This window comes from Polynucleobacter sp. AP-Nickl1-40-C4, assembly GCF_035012665.1.
Classification (GTDB): Bacteria; Pseudomonadota; Gammaproteobacteria; order Burkholderiales; family Burkholderiaceae; genus Polynucleobacter.
This window is the reverse complement of sequence record NZ_JAYGQR010000001.1, coordinates 209788-233959: the sequence shown is the minus strand read 5'-3', so window position 1 is coordinate 233959 and position 24172 is coordinate 209788. Positions and strand designations below refer to the sequence as shown.

At 46.6% G+C, this 24172-nt stretch carries 20 protein-coding genes and 1 pseudogene; 17 read left to right on the top strand and 4 right to left on the bottom strand.

The genetic code is table 11. The annotated features are described in order from the left end of the window. Positions 1 to 4: 4 nt before the first annotated feature. Both VC182_RS01090 and VC182_RS01085 read right to left on the bottom strand, forming a co-directional pair. Entirely contained in the window at positions 5 to 3091 is a 3087-nt protein-coding gene (locus VC182_RS01090) for an MdtB/MuxB family multidrug efflux RND transporter permease subunit (protein ID WP_071467230.1), read from the bottom strand. Between the two features lie 21 nt (positions 3092 to 3112). Further along, positions 3113 to 4681 carry an efflux RND transporter periplasmic adaptor subunit gene (locus tag VC182_RS01085; RefSeq protein ID WP_323484219.1) on the bottom strand — a complete coding sequence of 523 codons (1569 nt, stop codon included), beginning with the start codon at positions 4679 to 4681 and terminating at the stop codon, positions 3113 to 3115. A 214-nt stretch (positions 4682 to 4895) separates the two neighbouring features. Here VC182_RS01085 and VC182_RS01080 point away from each other — a divergent pair. Next, positions 4896 to 5314 (top strand): annotated as a pseudogene (locus VC182_RS01080) (hypothetical protein). A 129-nt stretch (positions 5315 to 5443) separates the two neighbouring features. Here the strand turns inward: VC182_RS01080 and VC182_RS01075 are convergent. Then, the gene (locus tag VC182_RS01075) at positions 5444 to 8041 is read right to left on the bottom strand and encodes a [protein-PII] uridylyltransferase (RefSeq protein WP_323484218.1); all 2598 of its coding nucleotides are present in this window, start codon (positions 8039 to 8041) and stop codon (positions 5444 to 5446) included. 4 nt (positions 8042 to 8045) lie between these two features. Then, positions 8046 to 8882 carry a type I methionyl aminopeptidase gene (gene map, locus VC182_RS01070; protein ID WP_323484217.1) on the bottom strand — a complete coding sequence of 279 codons (837 nt, stop codon included), beginning with the start codon at positions 8880 to 8882 and terminating at the stop codon, positions 8046 to 8048. A 268-nt stretch (positions 8883 to 9150) separates the two neighbouring features. Between map and rpsB the strand changes: the two genes are divergently transcribed. The 16 genes from rpsB to VC182_RS00990 all read left to right on the top strand — a co-directional run bounded on the left by rpsB (position 9151) and on the right by VC182_RS00990 (position 24128). Next, positions 9151 to 9900 carry a 30S ribosomal protein S2 gene (rpsB, locus tag VC182_RS01065; RefSeq protein ID WP_071465348.1) on the top strand — a complete coding sequence of 250 codons (750 nt, stop codon included), beginning with the start codon at positions 9151 to 9153 and terminating at the stop codon, positions 9898 to 9900. After that, positions 9900 to 10784, top strand: a complete 885-nt coding sequence (tsf, locus tag VC182_RS01060; RefSeq protein ID WP_323484216.1) for a translation elongation factor Ts — start codon at positions 9900 to 9902, stop codon at positions 10782 to 10784. Before rpsB ends, tsf begins: the two co-directional genes overlap by 1 nt. Before the next feature lie 185 nt (positions 10785 to 10969). Continuing rightward, on the top strand, positions 10970 to 11680 hold the full coding sequence (pyrH, locus tag VC182_RS01055; protein WP_072583036.1) for a UMP kinase: 711 nt from the start codon (positions 10970 to 10972) through the stop codon (positions 11678 to 11680). Between the two features lie 24 nt (positions 11681 to 11704). Beyond that, positions 11705 to 12265, top strand: coding sequence for a ribosome recycling factor (gene frr, locus VC182_RS01050; protein WP_072583035.1), 561 nt, complete (start codon positions 11705 to 11707; stop codon positions 12263 to 12265). A 25-nt stretch (positions 12266 to 12290) separates the two neighbouring features. Next, on the top strand, positions 12291 to 13064 hold the full coding sequence (locus VC182_RS01045; RefSeq protein ID WP_072583034.1) for an isoprenyl transferase: 774 nt from the start codon (positions 12291 to 12293) through the stop codon (positions 13062 to 13064). A gap of 28 nt (positions 13065 to 13092) precedes the next feature. After that, entirely contained in the window at positions 13093 to 13920 is an 828-nt protein-coding gene (locus tag VC182_RS01040; RefSeq protein ID WP_072583033.1) for a phosphatidate cytidylyltransferase, read from the top strand. Then, the gene (gene ispC / locus VC182_RS01035) at positions 13920 to 15116 is read left to right on the top strand and encodes a 1-deoxy-D-xylulose-5-phosphate reductoisomerase (protein ID WP_323484215.1); all 1197 of its coding nucleotides are present in this window, start codon (positions 13920 to 13922) and stop codon (positions 15114 to 15116) included. The genes VC182_RS01040 and ispC overlap by 1 nt, the downstream gene beginning before the upstream one ends. Next, a complete protein-coding gene (locus VC182_RS01030) occupies positions 15104 to 16237 on the top strand; it encodes a M50 family metallopeptidase (RefSeq protein WP_323484214.1) in 1134 nt (377 codons plus the stop codon). Before ispC ends, VC182_RS01030 begins: the two co-directional genes overlap by 13 nt. A gap of 38 nt (positions 16238 to 16275) precedes the next feature. Next, a complete protein-coding gene (gene bamA / locus VC182_RS01025) occupies positions 16276 to 18582 on the top strand; it encodes an outer membrane protein assembly factor BamA (RefSeq protein WP_416350563.1) in 2307 nt (768 codons plus the stop codon). 18 nt (positions 18583 to 18600) lie between these two features. Continuing rightward, positions 18601 to 19128 carry an OmpH family outer membrane protein gene (locus tag VC182_RS01020; RefSeq protein ID WP_072583030.1) on the top strand — a complete coding sequence of 176 codons (528 nt, stop codon included), beginning with the start codon at positions 18601 to 18603 and terminating at the stop codon, positions 19126 to 19128. A 5-nt stretch (positions 19129 to 19133) separates the two neighbouring features. Beyond that, positions 19134 to 20201: a UDP-3-O-(3-hydroxymyristoyl)glucosamine N-acyltransferase gene (gene lpxD / locus VC182_RS01015; protein WP_323484213.1), complete on the top strand. Its 1068-nt coding sequence runs from the start codon at positions 19134 to 19136 to the stop codon at positions 20199 to 20201. Between the two features lie 46 nt (positions 20202 to 20247). Continuing rightward, positions 20248 to 20697 (top strand): 3-hydroxyacyl-ACP dehydratase FabZ, encoded by a 450-nt coding sequence (gene fabZ, locus VC182_RS01010; protein WP_072583028.1) that lies wholly within the window; start codon positions 20248 to 20250, stop codon positions 20695 to 20697. After that, a complete protein-coding gene (lpxA, locus tag VC182_RS01005) occupies positions 20697 to 21494 on the top strand; it encodes an acyl-ACP--UDP-N-acetylglucosamine O-acyltransferase (protein WP_323484212.1) in 798 nt (265 codons plus the stop codon). Before fabZ ends, lpxA begins: the two co-directional genes overlap by 1 nt. After that, the gene (gene lpxB / locus VC182_RS01000) at positions 21454 to 22710 is read left to right on the top strand and encodes a lipid-A-disaccharide synthase (protein ID WP_072583026.1); all 1257 of its coding nucleotides are present in this window, start codon (positions 21454 to 21456) and stop codon (positions 22708 to 22710) included. The genes lpxA and lpxB overlap by 41 nt, the downstream gene beginning before the upstream one ends. Next, complete coding sequence (rnhB, locus tag VC182_RS00995; protein WP_323484211.1) at positions 22707 to 23291, top strand: ribonuclease HII; 585 nt, start codon at positions 22707 to 22709, stop codon at positions 23289 to 23291. Before lpxB ends, rnhB begins: the two co-directional genes overlap by 4 nt. Before the next feature lie 12 nt (positions 23292 to 23303). After that, positions 23304 to 24128: an RNA methyltransferase gene (locus VC182_RS00990; protein WP_323484210.1), complete on the top strand. Its 825-nt coding sequence runs from the start codon at positions 23304 to 23306 to the stop codon at positions 24126 to 24128. Positions 24129 to 24172: the final 44 nt, after the last annotated feature.

Below are 24172 nucleotides of genomic sequence, written 5' to 3'. Positions count from 1 at the left end.
TGGATTAAGCGCGACGACTGGCTCGATACGACTTAAGGCGACCCGAGAGTTGATTAAACGCTAAGTAAATGACGGGCGTAGTGAAGAGGGTGAGCACTTGACTTACCAGTAAGCCTCCGACCATAGTAATCCCGAGGGGATGTCGCAATTCTGAGCCGGTCCCAGTGCCCAGCATGAGGGGCAAAGCACCAAGTAGGGCTGCCATCGTGGTCATCAGAATCGGGCGCAAACGGAGTAGGCAGGCCTCATAAATGGCGTCACGTGATGATTTGCCCTCGGTACGCTCGGCTTCAAGCGCAAAGTCGATCATCATGATGGCGTTCTTTTTGACAATACCAATCAGCAAGATGATGCCAATGACGCCAATAATCCCTAGGTCATTACCGGAGACGATGAGAGCCAGCAGGGCACCAACGCCTGCCGATGGCAAGGTAGACAAGATCGTAATGGGGTGGATATAGCTTTCGTACAGGATGCCCAAAACGATGTACATACAAATAATGGCGGCAAAGATTAGGGTGACGGTATTGCTCAGTGATGCGTTGAATGCCTTAGATGCACCTTGGAAGCGCGTGACTAAGCTGGCAGGGACTTGTAGCTCATTTTCGGCGTCGTTAATCGCCTGAACGGCATCCCCCAGAGAGGCTGTGCGACTGAGATTAAATGACACTGTTGCTGACGGAAACTGTCCCTGGTGATTGATATTAAGCGGGCCATTTCGCTCTTCAATGGTGGCAATAACGCTTAATGGAATTTGCTTGCCACCGGCACCAGGAACATAGATGTCGTCTAAGGCATTTAGGCCGACCTCAACGCTGGGGCTGGCTTGCAAGACCACGCGGTATTGATTGGTTTGGGTAAAGATGGTGGATATGAGGCGTTGACCATAAGCGTTATACAGAGCGTTATCAATGGAGGCAATCGTTACCCCTAGGCGGGCAGCGATATCGCGGTCAATATCAATATAAGACTGCAAACCCTTATTCTGTAGATCACTCGCTACCTCACTAAGTTCGGGTAGGGAATTGAGCTTTTGAATAATCTTCGGTGTCCATTCGCTTAACTCATCTGCATTTGCATCCTCGAGTGTGAATTGATACTGTGTTCTGCTGACACGATCCTCAATGGTGAGATCTTGGACGGGCTGAAGATAGAGTTTGATATCAGAGAGTTGATCCACTTTTTCTTGTAAGCGACTAAGCACTGTTTTGATGTCATCCCGCTGATCGTGGGCTTTGAGATTAATCAGCATCCGCCCATTGTTCAGGGTTGCATTTGTGCCATCCACACCAATAAAAGAGGACAGACTTTCAACATCCGGATCTTTCAGGACAATGTCGGTCAATGCTTGTTGGCGACTGGCCATTGCTTGATAAGAGATCGATTGAGGCGCCTCAGAAATCCCCTGAATCATCCCGGTATCTTGGCTTGGAAAGAATCCTTTTGGGATGAAGATATACAACACAATTGTTAAGCCCAGAGTCAATCCTGCAACACCAAGCGTGGTTTTTTGGCGATCTAATACCCAATTCAGTGCAATGCTGTATTTGTGAATCAACTTGTCAAAAAGGGCGCCACTCCAATGGTAGAACCTAGATTGCTGATCCTCGGGAATGTGATGGAGTAGTAGCGCACACATCATGGGCGTCAATGTGAGAGAGACTATCGCTGAAATGATGATGGCTACAGCCAAGGTCACTGCAAATTCTCTAAAGAGTCTACCAACGACATCACCCATAAATAGCAATGGAATCAACACCGCAATCAAGGAGATGGTCAGCGAGATAATGGTGAAGCCAATTTGCTTGGAGCCCTTAAGTGCTGCATCCAGCGGCCTGTCACCTTCTTCGATATAGCGTGAAATATTCTCAATCATCACAATGGCGTCATCCACCACGAAGCCGGTGGCAATCGTTAAAGCCATGAGAGATAGATTATTAAGTGAGAAGCCTGCCAAGCTCATAATGCCAAAGGTCCCCATTAGAGACAGAGGTACGGCAACGCTTGGGATTACGGTGGCGGGTACGCTTCTTAAGAAGACGTAAATTACTAAGACTACCAGCAATATAGAAAAGAGTAACTCTATCTGGACATCATTCACTGAAGCGCGAATAGTGCTTGTGCGGTCTGTGAGAATTTTGACCTCCAGAGCTTGCGGCAAGCTCGCAGATAGTTGCGGCAATAGTTTTTTAATTTGATCCACAACTTGGATGACGTTGGCTCCAGGTTGACGTTGAATATTTAGGATAATGGCGGGTTGTTTATTGGCCCAAGCGCCTAAGCGAACATTCTCGGGTGCACTGATGACTTTTGCCACATCCGAGACTCTTACGGGGGCACCATTGTTATAGGTGATGATAAGATCCTGATAACCCTCGGCAGATTTAATCTGATCGTTAGCGTCAATTGTTGAGGATTGATAAGGGCCATCAAAGCTCCCTTTGGCCGAGTTAATGTTGGCATTGCCAATGGCAACGCGGACATCATCCAGGCTTAAGCTTTTGGCAGCAAGTGCGCGAGGGTTGGCGATGATGCGAACCGCTGGCCTTTGGCCGCCAGAAATACTTACCAGACCTACGCCTGGAATCTGGGAAATCTTTTGTGCCAAGCGGGTGTCTACCAAATCCTCAACCCTGGTCAGTTGCAAAGTGGGGGATGTAATGGCTAGCGTCAGAATCGGGGTATCAGCAGGATTTACCTTGTTGTAAATCGGCGGAGCAGGTAAATCTCCTGGTAGCAAAGAATTCGCCGCATTGATGGCTGCCTGCACTTCTTGCTCAGCAACATCCATATTCAGATCAAGCGTAAATTGCAAGACGATGACCGATGCACCACCTGAACTAACGGAGGACATCTGATTGAGTCCTGGCATTTGACCAAATTGACGCTCGAGTGGAGCAGTTACCAAAGAAGCCATCACATCAGGGCTGCCGCCTGGATAAAGAGTGACTACCTGGATGGTAGGGTAGTCCACTTGTGGCAACGAGGAAATCGGCAGGTTACGATAGGCAAGAATTCCCGCTAATAAAATTGCCACCATGAGTAATGAGGTGGCAATCGGGCGAAGAATGAATATCCGCGAAGGATTCATATGAGTCTGATCATCAGTCCGTTATGGCGCAGCATTTTTCTGCTTCTGCCCTTCACGCCAGCGCGATTTGCCGGTTGTTGGGGTTGAAGCTTCACCAGTCATCACTTTGGCGCCATTACGCAATTTGTCGGTGCCATCCACCACGACAATATTGCCGGCCGCAAGACCATTCACCACCTGAACGCTGTCTCCATCAGCTGGACCCAGCTTAACGGGAACAACGGAGACGGAATGATTGACATTCAGTCGATAGACAAAGGTGCCAGGCGTACCACGCTGAACGGCGGGAACGGGGATGACTACGACATCAGACAACACATCCAAGACCACTCGCACATTCACAAACTGATTTGGAAAGAGGGTCATCTCCTCGTTGGGGAAGATGGCGCGTAATTTAACAGTTCCGGTTGTGATATCAATTTGGTTGTCGATACTTTCTAAATAACCCGTCGCCAATTTTTTCTTATTGTCTGCATTCCAGGCTTCCACGGGAATAATCACTCTTTCAGGTATTGCGCTGGCATCAGAGGTTGCTGCAGGTTCGACACTAGCATCTTGGCTAATCTTGCGATGGCGCCCCTTGTGATCTTGAGATGGTTCAGTCTTGGCGCTAGCAGTCTCTACTTTCTGAGCATCTCCATTGGGCGTAGTTTCAGGAGGAGGTGGCTCTTGCAGGAATTTTTTGAACGAAGGGATGACATCCTGAGGAACTGAGAATAGGACTGTCGTAGGCTGGAGCTGTGTGATAACGAACAGACCGCTTGCGTCGCTCGGTTGCACCAAGTTGCCTGGATCTACCAATCGCAAACCAATGCGACCATTAATCGGTGAGGTGATGTGGGCGAATTCCAATTGCAATTTAGCACTACTGACCAAGCCCTCGTCAGTCAGAACATTGCCCTTGTATTGCTGAACTAAGGCTTTTTGGGTCGCATAGACTTGATGGGAAATCGAATCTTGTTTTAAAAGAGTGTCATAGCGTTTCAAGTCTAATTCGGCATTATTCAATAGCGCTTTGTCCTTATTCAAAGTTCCCTCAGCTTGCTTGAGGCTAGCCTCGAAAGCGCGTGGATCAATCAGAGCTAACAATTGACCGGCCTTTACTAGATCTCCCTCTTTGAAGAAAACCTTACTTAGAGTGCCGCTGACTTGTGAATGGACGGTAACGGTGTTGCGGGGGGTAACTGTACCCAATGCGGTTTGAATGACGGTAATCTGTCCTAGTTTCACAGGAGAAGTGACCACCGAGACGGGGCGCATCCGAGCGGCACGGCTTTTGGAGTCCTCAAAGAATCCTCCAATGAAATGCCATAGGACGCTTAATAGGATATAAAGAGTTACATATACAAATATTTGAGTAGCTCTTGCGCCCAATGAAAAATCAGGGTTCTTGCTGATCTTGCGGATGAGTTTTTCAAATCGGGGCTGAACATAAGCGGTGAGTTTGAGGTTCCAAGAGCAAAGCTTTTGATACGCCCAGCACAGCTTTTCTTTAGAAAAGCGGTAGATCTTGGGCCACAAAGGGAGTTGCCCAACGCGTTTTCCTAGATTCCTAATTGCTAAGTAAATTTTTTTGAGTAATTTTTTCATGGAGCCTACATTTTGACCTACCTAGTGTGCTGTAGCCATATTCAGCTGGCTCCATCAAAATCAGGCTGAAGAAGCCTAATTTGATTGCATTTAACCTTTATTAGACTGCCGAATTGGCAAATACTTACGCAGTTGGCGAAATAAGCACTATATAGCTTAAGTTGTAGCAGGTTTGTGGTGAATTTGACAGCATTCTGAATGTTTGACGGGGGATGTGTTTCATAGTTTGCGCTGCGATTGTGGTGCTCAACTAAAGACTGCTATGTATGAAATCGCTAAAGTCGGTCGAGGCGCCATCGTTTATCTTCATCAAGAAGGGCGGGTATTGGTCTCATTAACAAAATCAAAGCTTATGAGCTGCAAGAATATGGGGCTGATTCGGTAGAGGTCAACCATCTTTTTGGATTTGATGCTGATCTGCGAAGTTATGAAGGCGCTAAAACGATATTGAGTGCGCTAAATATTTCCTCTGTGCAGCTCATGACTAATAATCCTGCCAAAATATTGGCCTTAGTAGATTTAGGTATAAACGTGGTCAATCGTATTCCATTGCATATTGACCCTTCCAATGAGAATAAGGCTTACATTGCTACCAAAGAGAAAAAGATGGGGCATTGGCCATCTAACCCATAATTAGAGTTACCCTAACAATGCCTCTGCTGCTAAGACTCGTTTGGGCGGTTTAGCCTTGTCCGCAAAGATCTACTTCGGGTCGTTAGCGGCCCTTAATCTTTTTTGTAGATGGACCTCGGCAAGACTTTATTAAGCCCCTAAAGCCTCAAGCAGTTCTGTCTCTAGCTGTATCTGTAGCTTGGGGTTTTTGCCCAGGTTAGCTGCATCTAAAAGTAGTACGTCTTCTACTCTTTCGCCAAGCGTATTAATTCTTGCGGTATGTATCGATACCTGATGTTTCGCTAATACTCTAGAGATGGTGTAGAGCAGTCCGGTGCGGTCACTTGCTGATAGTGCCAGCGTGTAATAGCGGCCACGATCATCTGGAACCATGTGCACGCGGGGCTGAATTGGAAATGTGCGTGATTGTCTAGAGAGGCGCCCCATACTTGGGCTGGGTAGTGGCTCCGCATTGGTTAAAGCCTCAGTTAACTCAAACTCCACCAATTGAATAATGTCGCGATAGCTACCACCTTCATCTACCAGGTTACTGCCTGAGATTTGGAAGGTGTCCAAAGCATAGCCGTGCCGTGTTGTATGAATGCGGGCATCCCAAATGGAGAATCCATGTCTTTCAAAGTAGGCGCAGATACGAGCAAACAAATCTTCTTGGTCTTTAATATAGACTGCAACTTGCAAGCCTTCGCCAATCGGAGAGAGTCTTGCTCTCACAATCGGTTGGTCGCTATTCACCTTGTTGTATAGATGACGTGTGAGCCACGCAATGTCAGATGAGTCCTGTCTTAGGAAGAAGGCTACATCTAGTTGCTTCCATAAATCTTCATAAGATTCGTCATTAATGCCGTACAGACGTAATTTGGCTTTGGACTCTTCTTGGTGTTGTGCTAATTCTGACGAGGCATCTGTCTTGGCTCCGCCGAGCACTCTTAAGGTCGCGCGATAGAGATCTTCCAGGAGCTTGCCTTTCCAGGCATTCCACACTTTAGGGCTGGTTCCACGCACGTCAGCCACAGTCAGTAAATAGAGTGCAGTCAGGTGGCGCTCATCACCTACCTTTTTAGCAAATGCTCTTACTACATCTGGGTCGGTGATGTCTTGTTTCTGAGCTGTTTGACTCATATTAAGGTGCTCAGCAACCAACCATACCAATAGCTCAGTATCTTTTTTATCTAAGCCGTGATCCTTGGCGAACTTGCGCATGTCAGCTCTGCCTAATTGCGAGTGATCACCGCCACGTCCTTTGGCAATGTCATGGAAGAGTGCGGCAATGACCAGTAACCAAGGCTTCTCAAAGTGAGCAATGAGGCTACTGCAGTATGGGAACTCATGGGTATGTTCTACCACCATGAAGCGACGCACGTTACGCAACACCATCAAGATGTGTTGGTCTACGGTATACACGTGAAATAAGTCATGCTGCATCTGCCCAACAATCTTGCGGAAGGCTGGGAGGTAGCGACCTAGAACGCTACTGCGATTCATGAGGTGAAAGGCGCGACTGACGCCTTCAGGTTGCTTTAGCAACTCCATGAAGAGCGCTCTATTGACAGGGTCGGCTCGCCACTTGCCATCCATCTTGGTGCGAGCGTTATATAGAGCTCTAAAAATAGTTGCAGACAGGCTCTTTACATTTGAGGTTTGAGCAAATACCAAGAAGGTTCTTAGAATTTGTTCAGGATGCTTCTGAAAGAGCTGCGGGTCGGTAATATCCAATACCCCCTGACGCTCAATAAAGTGCTCATTACCTTCGCCCGGAATAGAGAGGATTGTCTTAGACTCTTGCGGAAAGAGTAGGGCTTCAATGTTTTGCAAGAGAACGTCATTAAGCTGTGTAACTGCTTTAGCTGCCCAGTAATAGCGACGCATAATGGCTTCGCTGGCTTGACGTGAGGATTCTTGTTTGATTCCCATCGATGCTGCTAATGCTGCTTGCAAATCAAATGCAAGAACGTCTTGCCTGCGTCCGGCTAACAAATGGAGGTTGGCGCGCAGGGTTTCCAAGAAGCGTTGATTGCGTTTGAGCTCAGTGAGTTCGCGCTGCGTCACCAGACCAGCTTCATTGAGGTCCTTGAAGGTATCGCCCAATAATGCAGCCTTACTAACCCAGGTGATGACCTGTAAGTCACGTAAGCCCCCAGGGCTCTCTTTGCAATTAGGCTCTAGGGAGTAAGGGGTGTTCTGATATTTGTAATGACGCTGAATTTGTTCGGCTTGTTTGGCCTGAAAGAAGGCTTTGGGGTCCATCGCCGCTTCAAAAGCTTTTGCGAAGTCTTTAAAGAGTTGCTTCTTGCCACAAATGAGTCGCGCCTCCAAGAGGGAGGTCCGCACAGTAATGTCTTGCTCTGACTCAGAGATGCATTCAGCAACATTTCTGACTGAGGAGCCAATCTCTAATCCAGTATCCCAGCAGCTTGCAACAAATTGCTCAACTTGCTTTGAAAGAGCTCTAGCCTGTTCTTCATCAGCAGGCAGCAGAATCAGAATATCAATATCGGAGTAAGGAAATAGTGCGCCTCTACCGAATCCGCCAACTGCGACTAAGGTAGCTTCATTATTTAAGCCGCAGCTATTCCAGAGATGGGAGAGGAGTTGATCGCTTAACTTAGAAAGTTGCTTAGTTAATTTACCAACAGACTGTGTTTTTCTAAACTCGTCGTAAGCAATTTCGCGAGCGGCACGCAGGCTGGATGCATCAATAACATTGCTAACCGCTTGCGACTGACTCATTCTATTAAGCGCTTACTACTGTCGGTCTAAATGAAAGGCCTTTAACGCAATCAGGAGGTGGATTGCTACCTTCTGACCAAGTAAGTACCTCAACGCCCGTTGGGGTAACCAACAACGTATGTTCCCATTGGGCTGACAAGCTGCGGTCTTTTGTCTTCACGGTCCATTGATCGGGCATAGTGCGAATATCGCGTTTGCCCGCGTTGATCATGGGTTCGATCGTAAAGGTCATGCCGACTTCTAGTTTTTCACCAGTACCCGGTTTGCCGTAGTGAAGAATTTGTGGGTCTTGGTGAAACACTTTGCCAATGCCATGACCGCAATACTCACGCACTACTGAGTAACCCGCTTTTTCTGCATGAGTCTGAATGACGTGACCAATGTCACCGAGAGATGCTCCAGGTTTTACTTGAGCTATGCCAAGCCACATACATTCAAAAGTAATTTGCGTAAGGCGTTTAGCCATGACGGAAACTTCACCCACCATGAACATACGGCTGGTATCACCGTAGTAGCCATCAGGAGTAATGACAGTGATATCGAGGTTCACAACATCACCAGTCTTGAGAACTTTGTCTCCTGGAATGCCGTGGCAGATCACATCATTTACAGAAGTACAGATGGATGCTGGAAAGGGAGGGTATCCAGGCGGCTGATAATTTAATGGAGCCGGAACGGTCTTTTGGACATCGCGCATGTATTCATGACAAATCCGGTCTAGCTCTCCGGTAGTAACCCCGGCCTTGACGTGAGGAGCCACATGATCCAGAACTTCGCTGGCTAAGCGGCCAGCTTCGCGCATCCCGAGGATGTCTTTTTCTGCGGTAAATACACTATTCATGCCTTGATTATCAACGACTTGGAGAGTTTTAGCTTGCCATTATTGCCTAAAATTTAGGCAAGCATCCCATTTTTGGGGCTTCTGGGGGTCATTTTGAGGGTAAGCCCCTTTTATTGCTTGGAGGTGAGGGTGGCTAGAGCATTGATATTTAAGCTATAATTTCGTTCTCAGGTCTATTTTGGACTTGAAATCGCGAGTTGAGCCTTCCAGGGTGGCGTTTTTTAGCGCAGCTAGGACTCAACTTTAGAAACAACCCTTAGGAGAAGTTATGTCAGTAACTATGCGTCAAATGCTGGAAGCCGGTTGCCATTTTGGTCACCAAACTCGCTTCTGGTCCCCAAAGATGGCCCCATTTATTTTTGGTCATCGCAACAAAATCCACATCATCAATTTGGAAAAAACATTGCCAATGTTTCAGGACGCCCTGAAATTTGCAAAACAAGTTGCTGCTAATCGTGGCACGATTTTATTTGTTGGTACTAAGCGTCAATCACGCGAGATCATTGCTGAAGAAGCTGCTCGTGCTGGTATGCCTTACATCGACAGCCGTTGGTTGGGCGGCACGCTCACCAACTTCAAAACTGTTAAAGGTTCCCTCAAGCGTTTGAAAGACATGGCAGTTGCTAAAGAAGCTGGCGACTGGGAAAAGCTTTCAAAGAAAGAAGCTTTGACTAACGACCGTGATCTCGACAAATTGCAAAAAGCACTTGGCGGTATTCAAGATTTGAACGGTGTTCCTGATGCGATTTTTGTAGTGGACGTTGGCTACCACAAGATTGCTATTACTGAAGCAAACAAGCTTGGTATTCCAGTAATCGCTGTTGTGGATACCAACCACTCACCAGAAGGTGTTGATTACATCATCCCTGGTAACGATGACTCCAGCAAAGCGGTTCTCCTTTATGCACGTGGCATTGCTGACGCAATCCTCGAAGGCAAGGCTAACTCTGTTCAAGAAATTTTGACAGCTGTTAAAGAAGGCGAAGAAGAGTTTGTTGAAGAAGGGAAAGCTGAATAATGGCCGCTATTACCGCTGCAATGGTTGGCGAGTTACGCGCCAAAACTGATGCTCCGATGATGGAGTGCAAAAAGGCTTTGACTGAGGCTGATGGTGATATGGCTCGTGCAGAAGAAATTCTGCGCGTTAAGCTGGGTAGCAAGGCTGGTAAAGCAGCTTCTCGTGTAACGGCTGAAGGTATCGTTGCTACTTCTATCAATGGCACTATTGGTGCTTTGTTAGAAGTGAACTGCGAAACCGATTTCGTATCTAAGAACGACGATTTCTTGGCATTTGTAAATGACTGCGTGAAGTTGGTTGCTGAAAAGAACCCAGCTGACGTTGCTGCATTGTTAGCATTGCCATTGAATGGTCAAACTGTTGATGAAGTTCGTAGCGCATTGATCGGTAAGATCGGCGAGAACATCATGCCGCGTCGCTTCAAGCGTTTTGCTAGTAGCAACAAGTTGGTTTCTTACCTCCATGGCACTCGTATTGGTGTGATGGTTGAGTTCGAAGGTGACGAGACTGCTGCTAAAGATGTAGCAATGCATATTGCTGCAATGAAGCCAGTAGCATTGTCTATGGCTGACGTTCCTGCTGAAGCAATTGCTGTAGAGCGTAGCGTTGCCGTTCAAAAAGCTGCTGAATCTGGCAAACCACCAGAAATCGTTGAAAAGATGGTTGAAGGTTCTATTCAGAAGTACCTCAAAGAGGTTTCTTTGTTGAACCAGACTTTCGTTAAAAACGACAAGCAATCTGTAGAGCAAATGCTCAAGGCCGCAAATACAACAATCAAGGGTTTCACCATGTTTGTTGTAGGCGAGGGCATTGAGAAGCGTCAAGACGACTTTGCGGCTGAAGTAGCTGCACAAGTGGCTGCCGCTTCTAAAGCAACAGCTTAATAGGCTAGTTTGGGGCTTGCCCCACTGCTTGGTAATACCCAAAAGGGCATAGAAACCTTAGTTTCTGTGCCCTTTTCATTGATCCCTCCCAAGCCCTTTATAATTTGGCGGAGATATTAAAAAGTGCTTAAAGATCAATAAGCTAAGTAAGTTAATTACTTAGCAAATTACGGAAAATAAAAAACATGCCAGCCTACAAACGAGTCCTCCTAAAACTATCTGGTGAAGCCCTTATGGGTGATGATGCTTTTGGCATCAATCCAGTCACTATTGATTCCATGGTTAAAGAAATCGCCGCTATTGTGAATATCGGAGTAGAGCTAGCGATTGTGATTGGCGGCGGAAACATTTTCCGTGGGGTTGCAGGTGGTGCTGCTGGTATGGATCGTGCAACTGCCGATTACATGGGCATGTTGGCAACCATGATGAATTCTTTAGCATTGCAAGATGCCTTGCGTCAAAAAGGTGTTGAGGCGCGCGTGCAATCCGCTCTTCGTATGGATCAAGTGGTTGAGCCCTACATTCGTCCACGTGCAATCCGCGCGATGGGTGAGGGTAAAGTCGTTATTTTCGCAGCAGGTACGGGCAATCCATTCTTTACTACTGATACTGCTGCTGCTCTGCGTGGGGCTGAGATGGGTGTTGAGATCATGCTCAAGGCAACCAAGGTAGACGGAATCTACAGCGCTGATCCAGTAAAAGATCCAACAGCAACTTTATATAAAACCATTACGTTTGATGAAGCATTAATCAAGAATCTACAGGTTATGGACGCAACTGCATTTGCATTGTGCCGTGATCGCAAATTACCAATCAAAGTATTTTCAATTCTCAAGCCAGGCGCATTAATGCGTGTAGTGCAAGGTGAACCTGAAGGTACTTTAGTACACGTTTAAGGTACATATTTAATAGGGGGCCTGATGTCTGCAGCAGAAATTAAAACCAATACCGATCAAAAGATGCAAAAGTCTCTTGAGGCTTTGAAGACCAATTTAGCCAAGATTCGCTCTGGCCGTGCCAACCCAGGAATTCTGGAGCACATTCAGGTGGATTATTACGGTAACCCAACGCCATTAAGTCAGGTTGCTAGCCTAGGCTTAGCAGATGCGCGCACCATCAACGTTCAACCATTTGAAAAAACGATGGTTGCGGTGATTGAAAAAGCGATTCGTGATTCTGATCTTGGCTTAAACCCAGCATCTCAGGGTACTGTAATCCGCGTGCCAATGCCTGCTTTGACTGAAGAGCGCCGCCGCGACCTCACTAAGGTTGTTAAGAATGAGGGTGAAGAAACTAAGATTGCTGTTCGTAATTTGCGTCGCGATGCAAATGAGCATTTAAAGCGTCTTACCAAAGACAAGGAAATTTCCGAGGATGAAGAGCGCCGCGCTACTGATGAAATTCAGAAGATGACGGATAAAGCAGTGATTGATGTCGATAAGATCGTTTCTGAAAAAGAAAAAGAGATCATGACGGTTTAAAGCCGCCTTGAATTTTTAGCCTCTCATGACTCAACACTCTAGTTCAACTCTAGCCATCCCGGAGGTAAGTGCTATACCTCGCCATGTGGCGATCATCATGGATGGCAATGGGCGTTGGGCTAGCAAGCGCATGATGCCTCGTGTAGCTGGGCACTCAGAAGGTTTGAGTGCTGTGCGAAAAATTGTTGAAGAGTGCCGCAAGCTTGGTGTTGAATATCTCACTGTATTTGCCTTTAGCTCAGAGAACTGGCGTCGCCCACCAGAAGAAGTAGGCTTCTTGATGAAGTTATTTCTGAAATCACTCAAGGGTGAAGTGTCTCGTCTGGCAGAAAACGATATTGCTTTGCGTTTAATTGGCGACCTGAGCCGTTTTGATTCTGCCATCCAGGAGATGGTGCAATTCTCTGAACAAAAGACTGCTGGGTGCAAAGGATTAACTTTTACGATCGCCGCTAACTATGGTGGTCGCTGGGATATCTTGCAGGCAATGCGCCAATGCCTTTCTGCTAACCCCAATTTGAGGCCAGAACAGGTTACTGAAGAATTGCTTCAACCTCATCTTTCAATGGCTTACGCACCAGAGCCAGATTTGTTTATCCGCACTGGTGGCGAGCAGCGCGTGAGTAATTTCTTGTTATGGCAACTGGCATATACCGAGTTGTACTTCACAGATGTTTTGTGGCCTGACTTTGATGAGAAAGAATTGCACAAGGCATTTGACTGGTTTAGCCAGCGCGAGCGCCGTTTTGGTCGTACCAGTGCTCAGCTTGCATCTCAAGCAATGAGTGATGCAGTTTGACGCTGCTAATTACTAAACTTAATTCTCCATGTTAAAAACCCGAGTCATTACCGCCCTTGTTCTATTGGCGGTATTGCTACCCATTCTGTTTTTGCTCCCGGCAATGTATGTTGATGCATTCTTCTTGGTGGCTTTGTTGGCCGCCGCTTGGGAATGGAGTCGCTTACTAGCACCTGAGGTAGGGCGTGCAGCCTGGCTATACGCATTATTTTGCTTGGCCATTATTTTGTTTTTGCTGGGCATGCAAAACGCCTCATGGCAATTTGCCTTATTACTTCTAGCCGTCATTTTCTGGTTCTTTGTTGCACCATTTATATTGGCCAAAGGCATCAATCTTTCGCTAGAAAAGCTGCGACCTTTTTATGTGGTTCTCGGTTTAATTTTATTGCCAGCCACCTGGTTTGCATTGGTGTTCTTGCGTGAGTTAGGCCTGATCTTTTTGCTTAGTAGTATGGCTCTAGTGTGGATTGCCGATATTGGTGCTTACTTTGTTGGTAAGGCGTTTGGTAAACACAAGCTTGCCGTGCAAATTAGTCCGGGTAAATCGATTGAAGGTGCTATCGGCGGTTTAATACTTTGCTATGTTTATGCATTCTTGTGCGTTTACTTTTTGCCTTTTGAATCGACTTTGTTTGGCGCCTGGGCCATTCGCTTTGGTTGGGTTCCCATGTTCCTGATGGTGACGGTATTAACTGCCTTCAGTATTTTTGGGGACTTATTTGAGTCTCAGTTAAAGCGTTTAGCTGGCGTCAAAGACTCCAGTCATTTATTGCCAGGACATGGTGGCGTATTGGATCGGGTAGATGCTTTGATTCCGGCAATGCCAATCGCAGCGCTCTTGGCAGGATTTGTGTAATGCCAGTCAAGCAGGTCACCATCCTAGGTTCTACTGGCTCCATCGGCGTTAATACGCTCGATGTGATTCGTGCTCATCCAGATCGTTTTAAGGTAGTCGCACTTACCGCAGCTAAGCAGGTAGATTTGCTGGCAGAGCAATGCGCTGAATTTAGACCCAATATTGCGGTAGTGGCGGATGCTGACGGCGCTGCTCGCTTAAGCAAGATTTTGCTCGAGAAAAAAATCAATACTCAAGTCTTGTATGGACGGCAAGCTTTAGTTAGCGCTGTTACTGAATCGCATTGCGATACCGTTATGGCTGCGATTGTAGGTGCCGCAGGATTGGTGTCTGCCTTGGCTGCTGCAAAAGCTGGCAAAAGAGTGTTGCTCGCAAATAAAGAAGCCTTGGTGATGTCTGGCGATTTGTTTATGCAGGCGATGAAGTTAGGGGGCGGAGAATTACTGCCAATCGATAGTGAGCACAATGCCATCTTTCAATGTCTGCCTAATCAATTTTCTAAAACCCCTAATCCGAGTTTGGGGGTTGAAGAGCTATGGTTGACTGCCTCCGGTGGACCATTCAGAAATACGCCACTTGATCAATTGGCCGGCATTACTCCCGAGCAAGCTTGCGCACATCCGAACTGGGTGATGGGTAGAAAAATTTCGGTTGATTCTGCAACGATGATGAACAAAGGCCTTGAAGTGATCGAGGCGTTTTGGTTGTTTGGTTTGCCTTTAGAGAAAATTAAAGTATTAATCCATCCGCAAAGCGTTGTGCATTCAATGGTTCGTTATCGTGATGGTTCTGTGCTAGCTCAACTGGGTCAGCCCGATATGCGAACCCCTATTGCTTATGGTCTAGCATGGCCAGAGCGTATCGAAGCAGGTGTAGCCCCGCTCAGTTTGACGCAGTTGGCAAACTTAAGTTTTACTGATCCAGAGCTAGAACGTTTCCCTTGTCTTTCTTTGGCGTTTGCTGCTGCTAAGGCTGGTGGTACTGCACCGGCTGTTCTGAATGCTGCTAATGAAATTGCAGTAGCAGCATTCTTAGATGAAGGTCTGCCGTATTTACAAATTCCGCATGTAGTGGAGAGCGTGTTGAACACTATTTCTTCCGTGAATGCTGACTCGCTAGAGTTAATTTTGGATGTGGATGCTCGCGCTCGTCAAGCGGCGCAAGTAGTGGTGAAGGAAATTCTTTGCAGGCATTGATTACTCTCGCGGCTTTTTTGTTAACCCTGGGTGTCTTGGTTAGCTTTCATGAGTTTGGGCATTTCTTTGCTGCTCGTTGTTGTGGTGTTCGAGTCCTTCGCTTCGCAATTGGCTTTGGTAAACCGCTATTCACTTACCATGCAAAAAATAATACAGAGTGGGTATTAGCTTCAATTCCATTGGGCGGCTATGTGAAATTGCTTGATGGTCGAGATCGTCAGCAAGTGATTACTTCGGCCGATGAATCTGAAGCGTTTGATAAAAAGCCGCTATGGCAGAGATCATTGATTGTGGCTGCTGGCCCATTGGCCAATTTCTTTTTAGCGATTGTCTTTTTTGCCCTGATCTATATTTCCGGCGCCCCACAATTACCAGCCGTTCTGCAAAATCCCCCTGAACATTCTATTGCTGCCAAGCTGGGAGTAATAGCGGGTGATCGGGTAGTTGGTTGGCAGAATTTGGGCTCTGAGGAGAGTGGTGCGCCCCTTTTGGGGGATTTTGACCCCGTACCGAGCTGGAATGCCTTGCGCTGGAACTTGATGGATGCGCTTACGGGGGAGGACGGATTTGCTCTAGAGCTAGCAACACCTACTGGCGGAAGCTCAATAAAGTCCTTTTATGCCAAGGATTTGCCCAAAATCAGTCCTCATCAGGATACGATGTTGGCTCTAGGCATTCTGCCTGCATTGACACCGTTGGCGCAGTGGCAGGACTTGAAATTAGGGCCAGTAGATGCCCTCATTTTTGCTTCAAAGAGGGTGTGGGTAATTACCAAGGTTTCTGCAAGGCTAATGGCAGGATTATTTACCGGAAATACCTCCTTAAAACAGCTGGGCGGACCCCTCAGTATTGCGGACATGGCGGGGAAATCAGCCCAGGTAGGGTGGCAGCCATTTTTAGCCTTTTTGGCGCTTATGAGTATTAGCATTGGTTTGCTGAATTTGCTCCCTTTTCCAATGCTTGATGGGGGTCAGCTACTGTATGATGCATGGGAGTTGGTCGCCGGTAAGCGGATTTCGACATCAATGCAGGAGCAGCTCCAAAAAGTGGGCTTTATTTTGCTGATTTCTATGTCATTACTGGCCTTGTTTAACGATTTACAACGCTATATTTCGCCTTGAATCCTCTGACACATTCTTTTCGTATTTTTGCCCGCTTCATCACCCATATATTGGTATTCTCTGCGATTGGGTTGAGTCTGAATGCCTCTGCGGCCGAGTCATTTGTGGTGAAGGATATTCGTGTTGAAGGTTTGCAGCGCGTAGAACCCGGAACGGTATTTAGTTATTTGCCGGTTCAGGTGGGCGATACCTTTAACGAAGAAAAAGGTGCTGAATCGATCAAGGCTTTGTATAGCACTGGATTTTTTAGAGACGTGCAAATTCAAGAGCAGGGCAACGTTCTAATCGTGATCGTGGAAGAGCGCCCAACCATTTCTCGTATTGAATTTACCGGGATGAAAGAGTTTGATACCGAGATCGTTCGTAAGTCATTAAAAACAGTTGGTGTTGCTGAGGCGCGTTTTTATGACAAAGCACTCATTGATAAAGCAGAGCAAGAATTAAAGCGCCAATACGTTGGTAAAGGGATGTATGCGGCTGAGGTTGTTGCTACAGTTACCCCAGTTGAGCGCAATCAAGTGGCCGTCTATTTCAATATTGATGAGGGTCCTGTTGCCAAAATTCAAGAGATTAATTTCATTGGTAACGAAGTGTTCAGTGAAGGCACTTTAAAAAGTGAGATGCAGTTAAAAACTGGCGGTTGGTTATCTTGGTATAGTAAAGACAATCTTTATTCTAAGCAAAAGTTAACCGCTGACTTGGAGTCCATTCGATCTTATTACCTTAATCGTGGTTATCTCGAGTTTGTGATTGAGTCCACTCAGGTGTCGATTACCCCGGATAAAAAGGGTATCTACCTCACCATTAGTATTCGTGAGGGTAAAAAGTTTACCGTTAAGGATGTGCGCTTAGCAGGAGAAACTTTAGGCAAAGAAGCAGAGTTGATGCAGTTGGTTGTTTTGAAGCCCGGGGATACTTTCTCGTCAGCTAAATTAACCGAGAGCACCAAGGCAATTGCTGAAATCTTGGGTTCTTATGGCTATGCATTTGCAACTATCAATCCGCAACCAGATATTCGTCGCGACGTAGCTGAGGTAGATTTGACCTTGGTGGTGGATCCTGGTCGTCGTATCTATGTGCGCCAAGTGGCAATTTCTGGAAACGCCAAAACTCGCGATATAGTGATTCGTCGCGAAATGCGTCAGTTCGAAAGCTCTTGGTTTGATAGTGACAAGATCGATTTATCTAAAAAGCGTTTAGGTCGCTTGGGTTACTTTACTGAGACTGACATCACTACAGAAGATGTCCCTGGATCTCCTGACCAGGTTGATGTCAATGTCAAAGTAGCTGAGAAGCCAACAGGAGCAATTACCGTTGGTGCAGGTTTCTCCTCAACCGAGAAGTTGATTTTGTCTGCAGGTATTAATCAAGATAATGCCTTTGGTACCGGCACTTCTGTTGGCTTAAATGCTTCCCTCGGTAAGATTACTCAAAATTTAACTCTCTCTAATTACGACCCATACTTCACCGAAGATGGCATCAGTCGTTATACCGATCTTTACTATCGCTCATCCAAGCCTTTGTATTACGCTGGTGATCCTGATTATCAGATTAAATCCGTTGGCTCGAACATTAAATTTGGCGTGCCGTATACCGAAGTAGACAGAGTATTTTTTGGAACCGGTTTGGAAGTTTTCCAAATTAATACTTCGTCCAATACGCCGGCACCGTACTTGAACTATGCAATGAGTTACGGCGTGCCATCGCCGGGCTATCCTGGTACCGTGACAACTTATAACGTGCCTGTAACAGTGGGTTGGGCGCGCGATGGTCGTGACAGCACATTGATTCCTTCGGAAGGCTCCTTGCAGCAGTTATCTGGTGAAGTTGGCACGCCGGTTGGCGATCTCACCTTTTATCGCATCTATGGTCAGTACCAGAAATATCACTCATTTTCAAAGGGTAATATCTTGTCCTTTAACGGCGAGGTTGGCTATGGTGAGGCATATGGCAGCAAGCCCTTCCCAATTACTAAAAACTACTACGTTGGTGGTATTGGGTCGGTTCGCGGCTATGCCCCTGGATCCTTGGGGCCTCAGTACTACAACACCATTATTGGCGCTTATCAGCCAACAGGTGGTCAATCTAAGATTGTTTCCAACGTGGAATATACCTTCCCCGTTCCAGGATCTGGCGTTGATAAGACCTTGCGCCTATTCACATTCGTAGATGGCGGTAATGCCTTTGGGGAAAACATCAATCTGGTTCTGCGATATTCCTACGGATTGGGTTTATCATGGATATCACCACTGGGACCACTGAAATTCAGCTACGGTATTCCGTATAAGTCACAACCAACGGACAATATCCAGCGTTTGCAGTTCCAGGTGGGTACAGCGTTTTAATTGTTTAAGGAAAGTTTTATGAAGCTTTATCAATCTTCTAAATGGATTCAAGTTGGCTTGATTGCTGCTATGACAGTGGTCGCAACCTCTCAAGTTTTTGCTCAAGATGCAGGAACGCGCGTTGCAGTTGTGAACTCTGAGAAAGTCTTCAATGAGTCCAATCTAGCTAAAGCAATGCAAACTCGCTTGCAGAACGAATTTACTAAGCGCCAGAACGATTTGCGCGATAGCGCTCAAAAAATTAAATCTGCTGCCGAAAAGTTAGATCGTGATGGTGCCGTGATGAATGAAGCTGAGCGCGTTCGTCGCCAACGTGAGTTGGCCGATCAGGATCGTGAGCTGCAACGTAAGCAACGCGAATTTACTGAAGATCTCAATCAGCGTACTTTCGAAGAGCGCGCCAAGATTGCAGAAAAAGCAAATGCGGTATTGAAACAAATTGCAGAACAAAGAAAAATTGATGTCATTGTTCAAGAAGCTGCTTATGTCAGCCCTAAGGCTGATGTAACCGATGACGTTATCAAGGCTTTAAATAGCCAGAAGTAAGCTTTATGCCGACCGCCATTGAGCTGGCCGAACAGTTTCAAGCAAGCTTGGTGGGGGAGGCTTTCCACGGATTTACTGGTCTCGCTCCTTTGGAGCGAGCGCAGGCAGATCAGATATCCTTCCTTTCTAATCCCCTTTACAGACAGCAGGCGAGTGATAGCGCTGCTGGCGCCTTGATTGTTGGCAAGTCTGATTTAGAGTTTTTACAGTCAAATCCTTGCGCGCATTCTGCAAAGCGGGTGTACTTTGTTTCTAAAAATCCATACGCTACATTCGCTAGAATGGCGCAGCACTTTGCAAAAGTGATTAGCCCAATCTACGCTCCCGGAATACATCCTAGTGCAGTTATTGATCCCACTGCGAGCGTTCCATCTTCCTGCCACATTGGACCATTTGTTCAGATTGGCGCAGGCGTAAAGTTAGGCGAACGTGTTTCAATTCTGGGAAATTCCAACATTGCCAGGGATAGCATTATTGCAAGCGATACGCTGATTTATCCATCGGTTTCTATTTATTACAACACTCAGATTGGTGAGCGTTGCATTATTCATAGTGGCGCAGTCATTGGTGCCGATGGCTTTGGTTTTGCCCCAGACTTTTCTGCCACAGGTGGGGAGTGGGTCAAGATTCCTCAGACGGGGCGAGTGGTTATTGGCAATGATGTGGAGATTGGGGCCTCAACCACGATTGATCGTGGCGCGATGAGTGATACGGTTGTAGGTGCAGGAACCAAAATTGATAATCAGGTGCAAATAGCGCATAACGTAGTGATCGGTAATTGCTGCGTTGTTGCTGGATGTGCTGCCATCTCTGGCAGCACCAAAATTGGTAATTACTGCATCATTGGCGGCGCAGCAAACTTTGCGGGCCATCTCACGATTGCCGATAGAACAACGGTTTCTGGTAACACTTCCATTATTCGCTCTATTACAGAGCCTGGGCAGCATTTCACAGGCGTTTATCCATCAATGCTCCACGGCGCTTGGGAGAAAAACGCTGCTATCTTGCGTGGGCTAGATAAAATACGTCAGCGCTTGCGCTTGTTAGATAAAAACAAATCTACAGAGTCTTGAGATTCTGTAGAACCAAAATTAATATTTACTTTTCAGCGGGTCATTTATGAGCACACCAATCGCAATCGACATCAATAAGATTCTTCAATTGCTACCGCATCGCTACCCATTCCTATTGGTAGACCGCGTATTAGAAATTACCCCGCGTGAAAGCATCACCGCATTAAAAAACGTCACCATGAATGAGCCTTTCTTTCAGGGCCATTTCCCAGATTTCCCAGTCATGCCTGGTGTCTTAATTATTGAGGCTTTAGCTCAAACTGCTGCTTTGCTAACATTCTCTGAAGAACGCGCGGAAGATGCAATCTATTACTTTGCCGGTATTGATGGCGCGCGCTTTAAAAAGCCTGTGTTACCTGGTGATCAGTTAATTATGACTGCCACATTAGAGCGCGGTCGCGCTGGTATTTATAAGTTTGCTGTTAAGGCAACTGTGGATGGTGAGATTGCTGCAGAGGCTAATATCACTTGTGCGGTTCGTACGAAAGGCGCGTAATGACTCGGATTCATGCAACTGCTGTAGTAGACAGTAAGGCTGAGCTAGCTGGCGATGTTGAGGTTGGCCCGTATTCCGTCATTGGTCCTAACGTGAAGATTGGCGCTGGAACTAAAGTGGGCTCTCATACAGTGATTGAGGGTTACACCACAATCGGTGCGCAAAATAGCTTTGCCCATTTTGCGGCCATTGGCGGCCCTCCGCAGGATATGAAATACCGTGGCGAGTCAACCCAGTTGATTATTGGCGATCGCAATACTGTGCGTGAGTTCACTACGATTCATACGGGAACGTCACAAGACGAAGGCATTACTCGCATCGGTAACGATAACTGGATCATGGCTTATGTACACATTGCTCACGATTGCCAGGTTGGCAATCACACGATTTTTTCAAGCAATGCGCAAATAGCTGGCCATGTTCAGGTCGAAGATTGGGCCATCATGGGCGGTATGTCTGGCGTACATCAATTTGTTCGTATTGGTCAACATGCGATGTTGGGTGGTGCTTCTGCACTAGTACAAGATATCCCGCCATTCGTGATTGCTGCGGGTGATAAGGCTTCTCCTCATGGTATTAACGTTGAGGGTTTAAAGCGCCGAGGTTTCTCAAGTGAAACAATCTCTGCCTTACGTCAAGCCTATAAAGTACTTTATAAGGATGGCCTGAGTTTTGAAGATGCGAAAGTAGAGATTCAGAAGCTGGTTGTTGCTTCAGCGGCAGATGCAGTTACTGCTGAGAAGCTCGCGCAGTTCCATGACTTTATTGCCGCATCAACGCGCGGCATTATTCGGTAACGGAATTACTTTGCCAAAGTTAGCTTGTGTAGCTGGCGAACCTTCTGGCGATCTATTAGCAGCGCCAGTTCTTAGTGCGCTAAATCAAATTCCGGATATGGCCGGCCTTGAAGTTTATGGCATTGGTGGCCCACGCATGCAAGCCGAGGGCATGCGCTCTGATTGGCCCATGGAAACCTTAAGTGTGCGAGGTTATGTAGAGGCTATTAAGCAGCTTCCAGCCATTCTGAAACTTCGTAAAGATCTGATTCAAAACCTCCTCAACGAAGGTCGCCCGGATGTTTATCTGGGAATTGATGCGCCTGACTTTAATTTGGGTGTTGAGTTGCAATTACGTAAAGCAGGTATTCCGACCTTGCATTTGGTTTCCCCTTCTATTTGGGCTTGGCGAGCAGGGCGCATTAAGAAGATCTCCCAAGCAGTAGAGCGCATGCTTTGCATCTTCCCCTTTGAGACTGAAATTTATGACAAAGCTGGTGTGGCATCGACTTATGTGGGTCATCCATTGGCAAGTGAAATTCCACTTGAGCCTAATATTGAGCAAGCGCGAGAAAAATTAAGTAAACACCTTAAAATTCCCACTACTTCACTTGAAGGATTGGTAATTGCCGTCTTACCTGGAAGCCGTGGATCAGAGATTGAGCTCATAGCCCCCGTCTTTTTTGAAACAATGCAGTTATTAGCTAATAGATTAAAAGGGCAGAAGCTGAACTTTTTAATTCCGGTAGCAACACCGCGATTACGTGAGCCTCTTGAGCGGCTTTTACTTAAGACAAATAACACTAATCCAGATATCCAGATTCATTTGTTAGATGGCATGGCTGATGAGGTGCTTGAAGCATCCGATGTAGTCTTAATTGCAAGTGGTACAGCCACTCTGCAGGCAGCTTTATGGAAAAAGCCGATGGTGATTTCTTATAAAGTGCCTTGGTTAACAGCGCAGATCATGAAACGCCAAGGCTACATGCCTTATGTAGGTCTGCCAAATATCTTGTGCGGCGAATTTGTTGTTCCTGAGCTTCTACAAGATGATGCCACTCCAGAAAAACTAGCTCATGCCGTACAAGTCTGGTTAGAGCATCCAGCTAAAGTTGCCAAACTCAAAGAACGCTTTTCGCAGATGCATGAAACTTTGCGTCGTCCTACGGGTTTATTAGTTGCGCAAGCGATAGCTCAGACAATCGCCAATAATCGCAAGAAACAAGTAAGCGTATGAGTCTCATTTGGGTTTGCGGAGTAGATGAAGCAGGGCGTGGACCGTTGGTTGGTGCAGTGGTTGCTGGTGCCGTAGTGCTTGATCCTAATAATCCAATTGAAGGTTTAAAAGATTCTAAGAAGTTAACTGCTGTTCGTCGCGAATATCTCTACGAGCAGATTATGGAAAAGGCAAAAGCCTGGGGCGTTGGCGAAGCCAGTCCAGCTGAGATCGATGAGATTAATATTTTGCAGGCCACGATGCTGGCAATGCGTAGGGCAATTGAAGATCTGACTACTCGCTTAGGTACTTGGCCTGATAAAGCATTGATTGATGGCAATCGTTGTCCAGAGTTACCAATTGCTGCAGAAGCGATTGTGAAGGGTGATGCTAAGGAGCCCGCAATATCAGCGGCATCGATTGTGGCCAAAGTCACGCGTGACCGCCAGATGCAAATACTGCATGAGCGCCATCCAGAATACGGATTTGCACAACATATGGGTTATCCAACGGAAGCGCATTTTGCTGCACTTAAACAATACGGCGCATGCGATCAACACAGAAGAAGCTTTTCACCAGTGCGCAAAGTTCTAGAAAATTAAAACTATTAAGTCATGAACTTCGATCTCATCACCTCTAAAGAGAATCCTTTGTTTAAAGAGATTCGTAACCTCCAGGCCACTGGCTCTAAAGGGCAGAAGGCTAGACTCGCCAGCGGACAAGCATTGCTAGAAGGTATTCATCTAGTACAGACTTGGGTGGGTGATCCCGCCTTAAAAACTTTGCTCACTTCGGAGCTCGGCTTAAAGAATGCAGAAATCTCCCAAGCTGTTTATGAGCACCTAGAAATTTGTCCTCAGACTAAGGTATTTCATTTGGATAGCGCGCTTTGGGATTTGCTCTCTGATTTAGTGAATGCGCCGCATATTGCAGGCTTGCTTGATCTTCCACAATCCACGCTCGCAACACCACAATCCATTTCAACCTTAGAGGGTGATGTGGTGATATTGGATCGCGTACAAGATGCTGGTAACGTCGGCTCTATTCTGCGTACTGCAGCCGCAGCAGGCTTTACACAAGTCATTGCCTTATCGGGTTGCGCGCATCTATGGTCCACTAAGGTCTTACGTGCAGGTATGGGTGCTCACAAACTTCTGGATTTATATGAGGGCTGGTCCAATCAACAAGTTTTGAGCGCAGTCACTGCGCAGCTATTAGCAACCACGGCAGACGCAGAGCAAGATCTTTACTCTCTGAAAAAAGACCTGCTATATCCAGTCGCCTGGGTAATGGGTAGCGAAGGGAAGGGTGTATCAGACGATTTGATTGCTCAAGCCAAAGGTGTGTCAATCCGAATTGATCCAAGAGTGGAGTCGCTCAACGTTTCAATTGCAGCGGCAGTTTGTCTATTTGAGACTGTAAGGGTTAGACGTAGTTAAGCAGTGGCCAATTCATTGCGCCTAATGGGTTTGATGATTGCTAT

Excerpts from the sequence above, each read along its gene's own strand:
- pyrH (WP_072583036.1), top strand. The coding sequence starts at position 10,970 with ATGCCAGCCTACAAACGAGTCCTCCTAAAACTATCTGGTGAAGCCCTT.
- map (WP_323484217.1), bottom strand. The coding sequence starts at position 8,882 with ATGAATAGTGTATTTACCGCAGAAAAAGACATCCTCGGGATGCGCGAA.
- lpxA (WP_323484212.1), top strand. The coding sequence starts at position 20,697 with ATGACTCGGATTCATGCAACTGCTGTAGTAGACAGTAAGGCTGAGCTA.
- rpsB (WP_071465348.1), top strand. The coding sequence starts at position 9,151 with ATGTCAGTAACTATGCGTCAAATGCTGGAAGCCGGTTGCCATTTTGGT.
- tsf (WP_323484216.1), top strand. The coding sequence starts at position 9,900 with ATGGCCGCTATTACCGCTGCAATGGTTGGCGAGTTACGCGCCAAAACT.
- lpxD (WP_323484213.1), top strand. The coding sequence starts at position 19,134 with ATGCCGACCGCCATTGAGCTGGCCGAACAGTTTCAAGCAAGCTTGGTG.
- VC182_RS00990 (WP_323484210.1), top strand. The coding sequence starts at position 23,304 with ATGAACTTCGATCTCATCACCTCTAAAGAGAATCCTTTGTTTAAAGAG.
- frr (WP_072583035.1), top strand. The coding sequence starts at position 11,705 with ATGTCTGCAGCAGAAATTAAAACCAATACCGATCAAAAGATGCAAAAG.
- ispC (WP_323484215.1), top strand. The coding sequence starts at position 13,920 with ATGCCAGTCAAGCAGGTCACCATCCTAGGTTCTACTGGCTCCATCGGC.
- VC182_RS01085 (WP_323484219.1), bottom strand. The coding sequence starts at position 4,681 with ATGAAAAAATTACTCAAAAAAATTTACTTAGCAATTAGGAATCTAGGA.
- VC182_RS01045 (WP_072583034.1), top strand. The coding sequence starts at position 12,291 with ATGACTCAACACTCTAGTTCAACTCTAGCCATCCCGGAGGTAAGTGCT.
- fabZ (WP_072583028.1), top strand. The coding sequence starts at position 20,248 with ATGAGCACACCAATCGCAATCGACATCAATAAGATTCTTCAATTGCTA.
- lpxB (WP_072583026.1), top strand. The coding sequence starts at position 21,454 with ATGACTTTATTGCCGCATCAACGCGCGGCATTATTCGGTAACGGAATT.
- rnhB (WP_323484211.1), top strand. The coding sequence starts at position 22,707 with ATGAGTCTCATTTGGGTTTGCGGAGTAGATGAAGCAGGGCGTGGACCG.
- VC182_RS01090 (WP_071467230.1), bottom strand. The coding sequence starts at position 3,091 with ATGAATCCTTCGCGGATATTCATTCTTCGCCCGATTGCCACCTCATTA.
- VC182_RS01075 (WP_323484218.1), bottom strand. The coding sequence starts at position 8,041 with ATGAGTCAGTCGCAAGCGGTTAGCAATGTTATTGATGCATCCAGCCTG.
- VC182_RS01020 (WP_072583030.1), top strand. The coding sequence starts at position 18,601 with ATGAAGCTTTATCAATCTTCTAAATGGATTCAAGTTGGCTTGATTGCT.
- VC182_RS01040 (WP_072583033.1), top strand. The coding sequence starts at position 13,093 with ATGTTAAAAACCCGAGTCATTACCGCCCTTGTTCTATTGGCGGTATTG.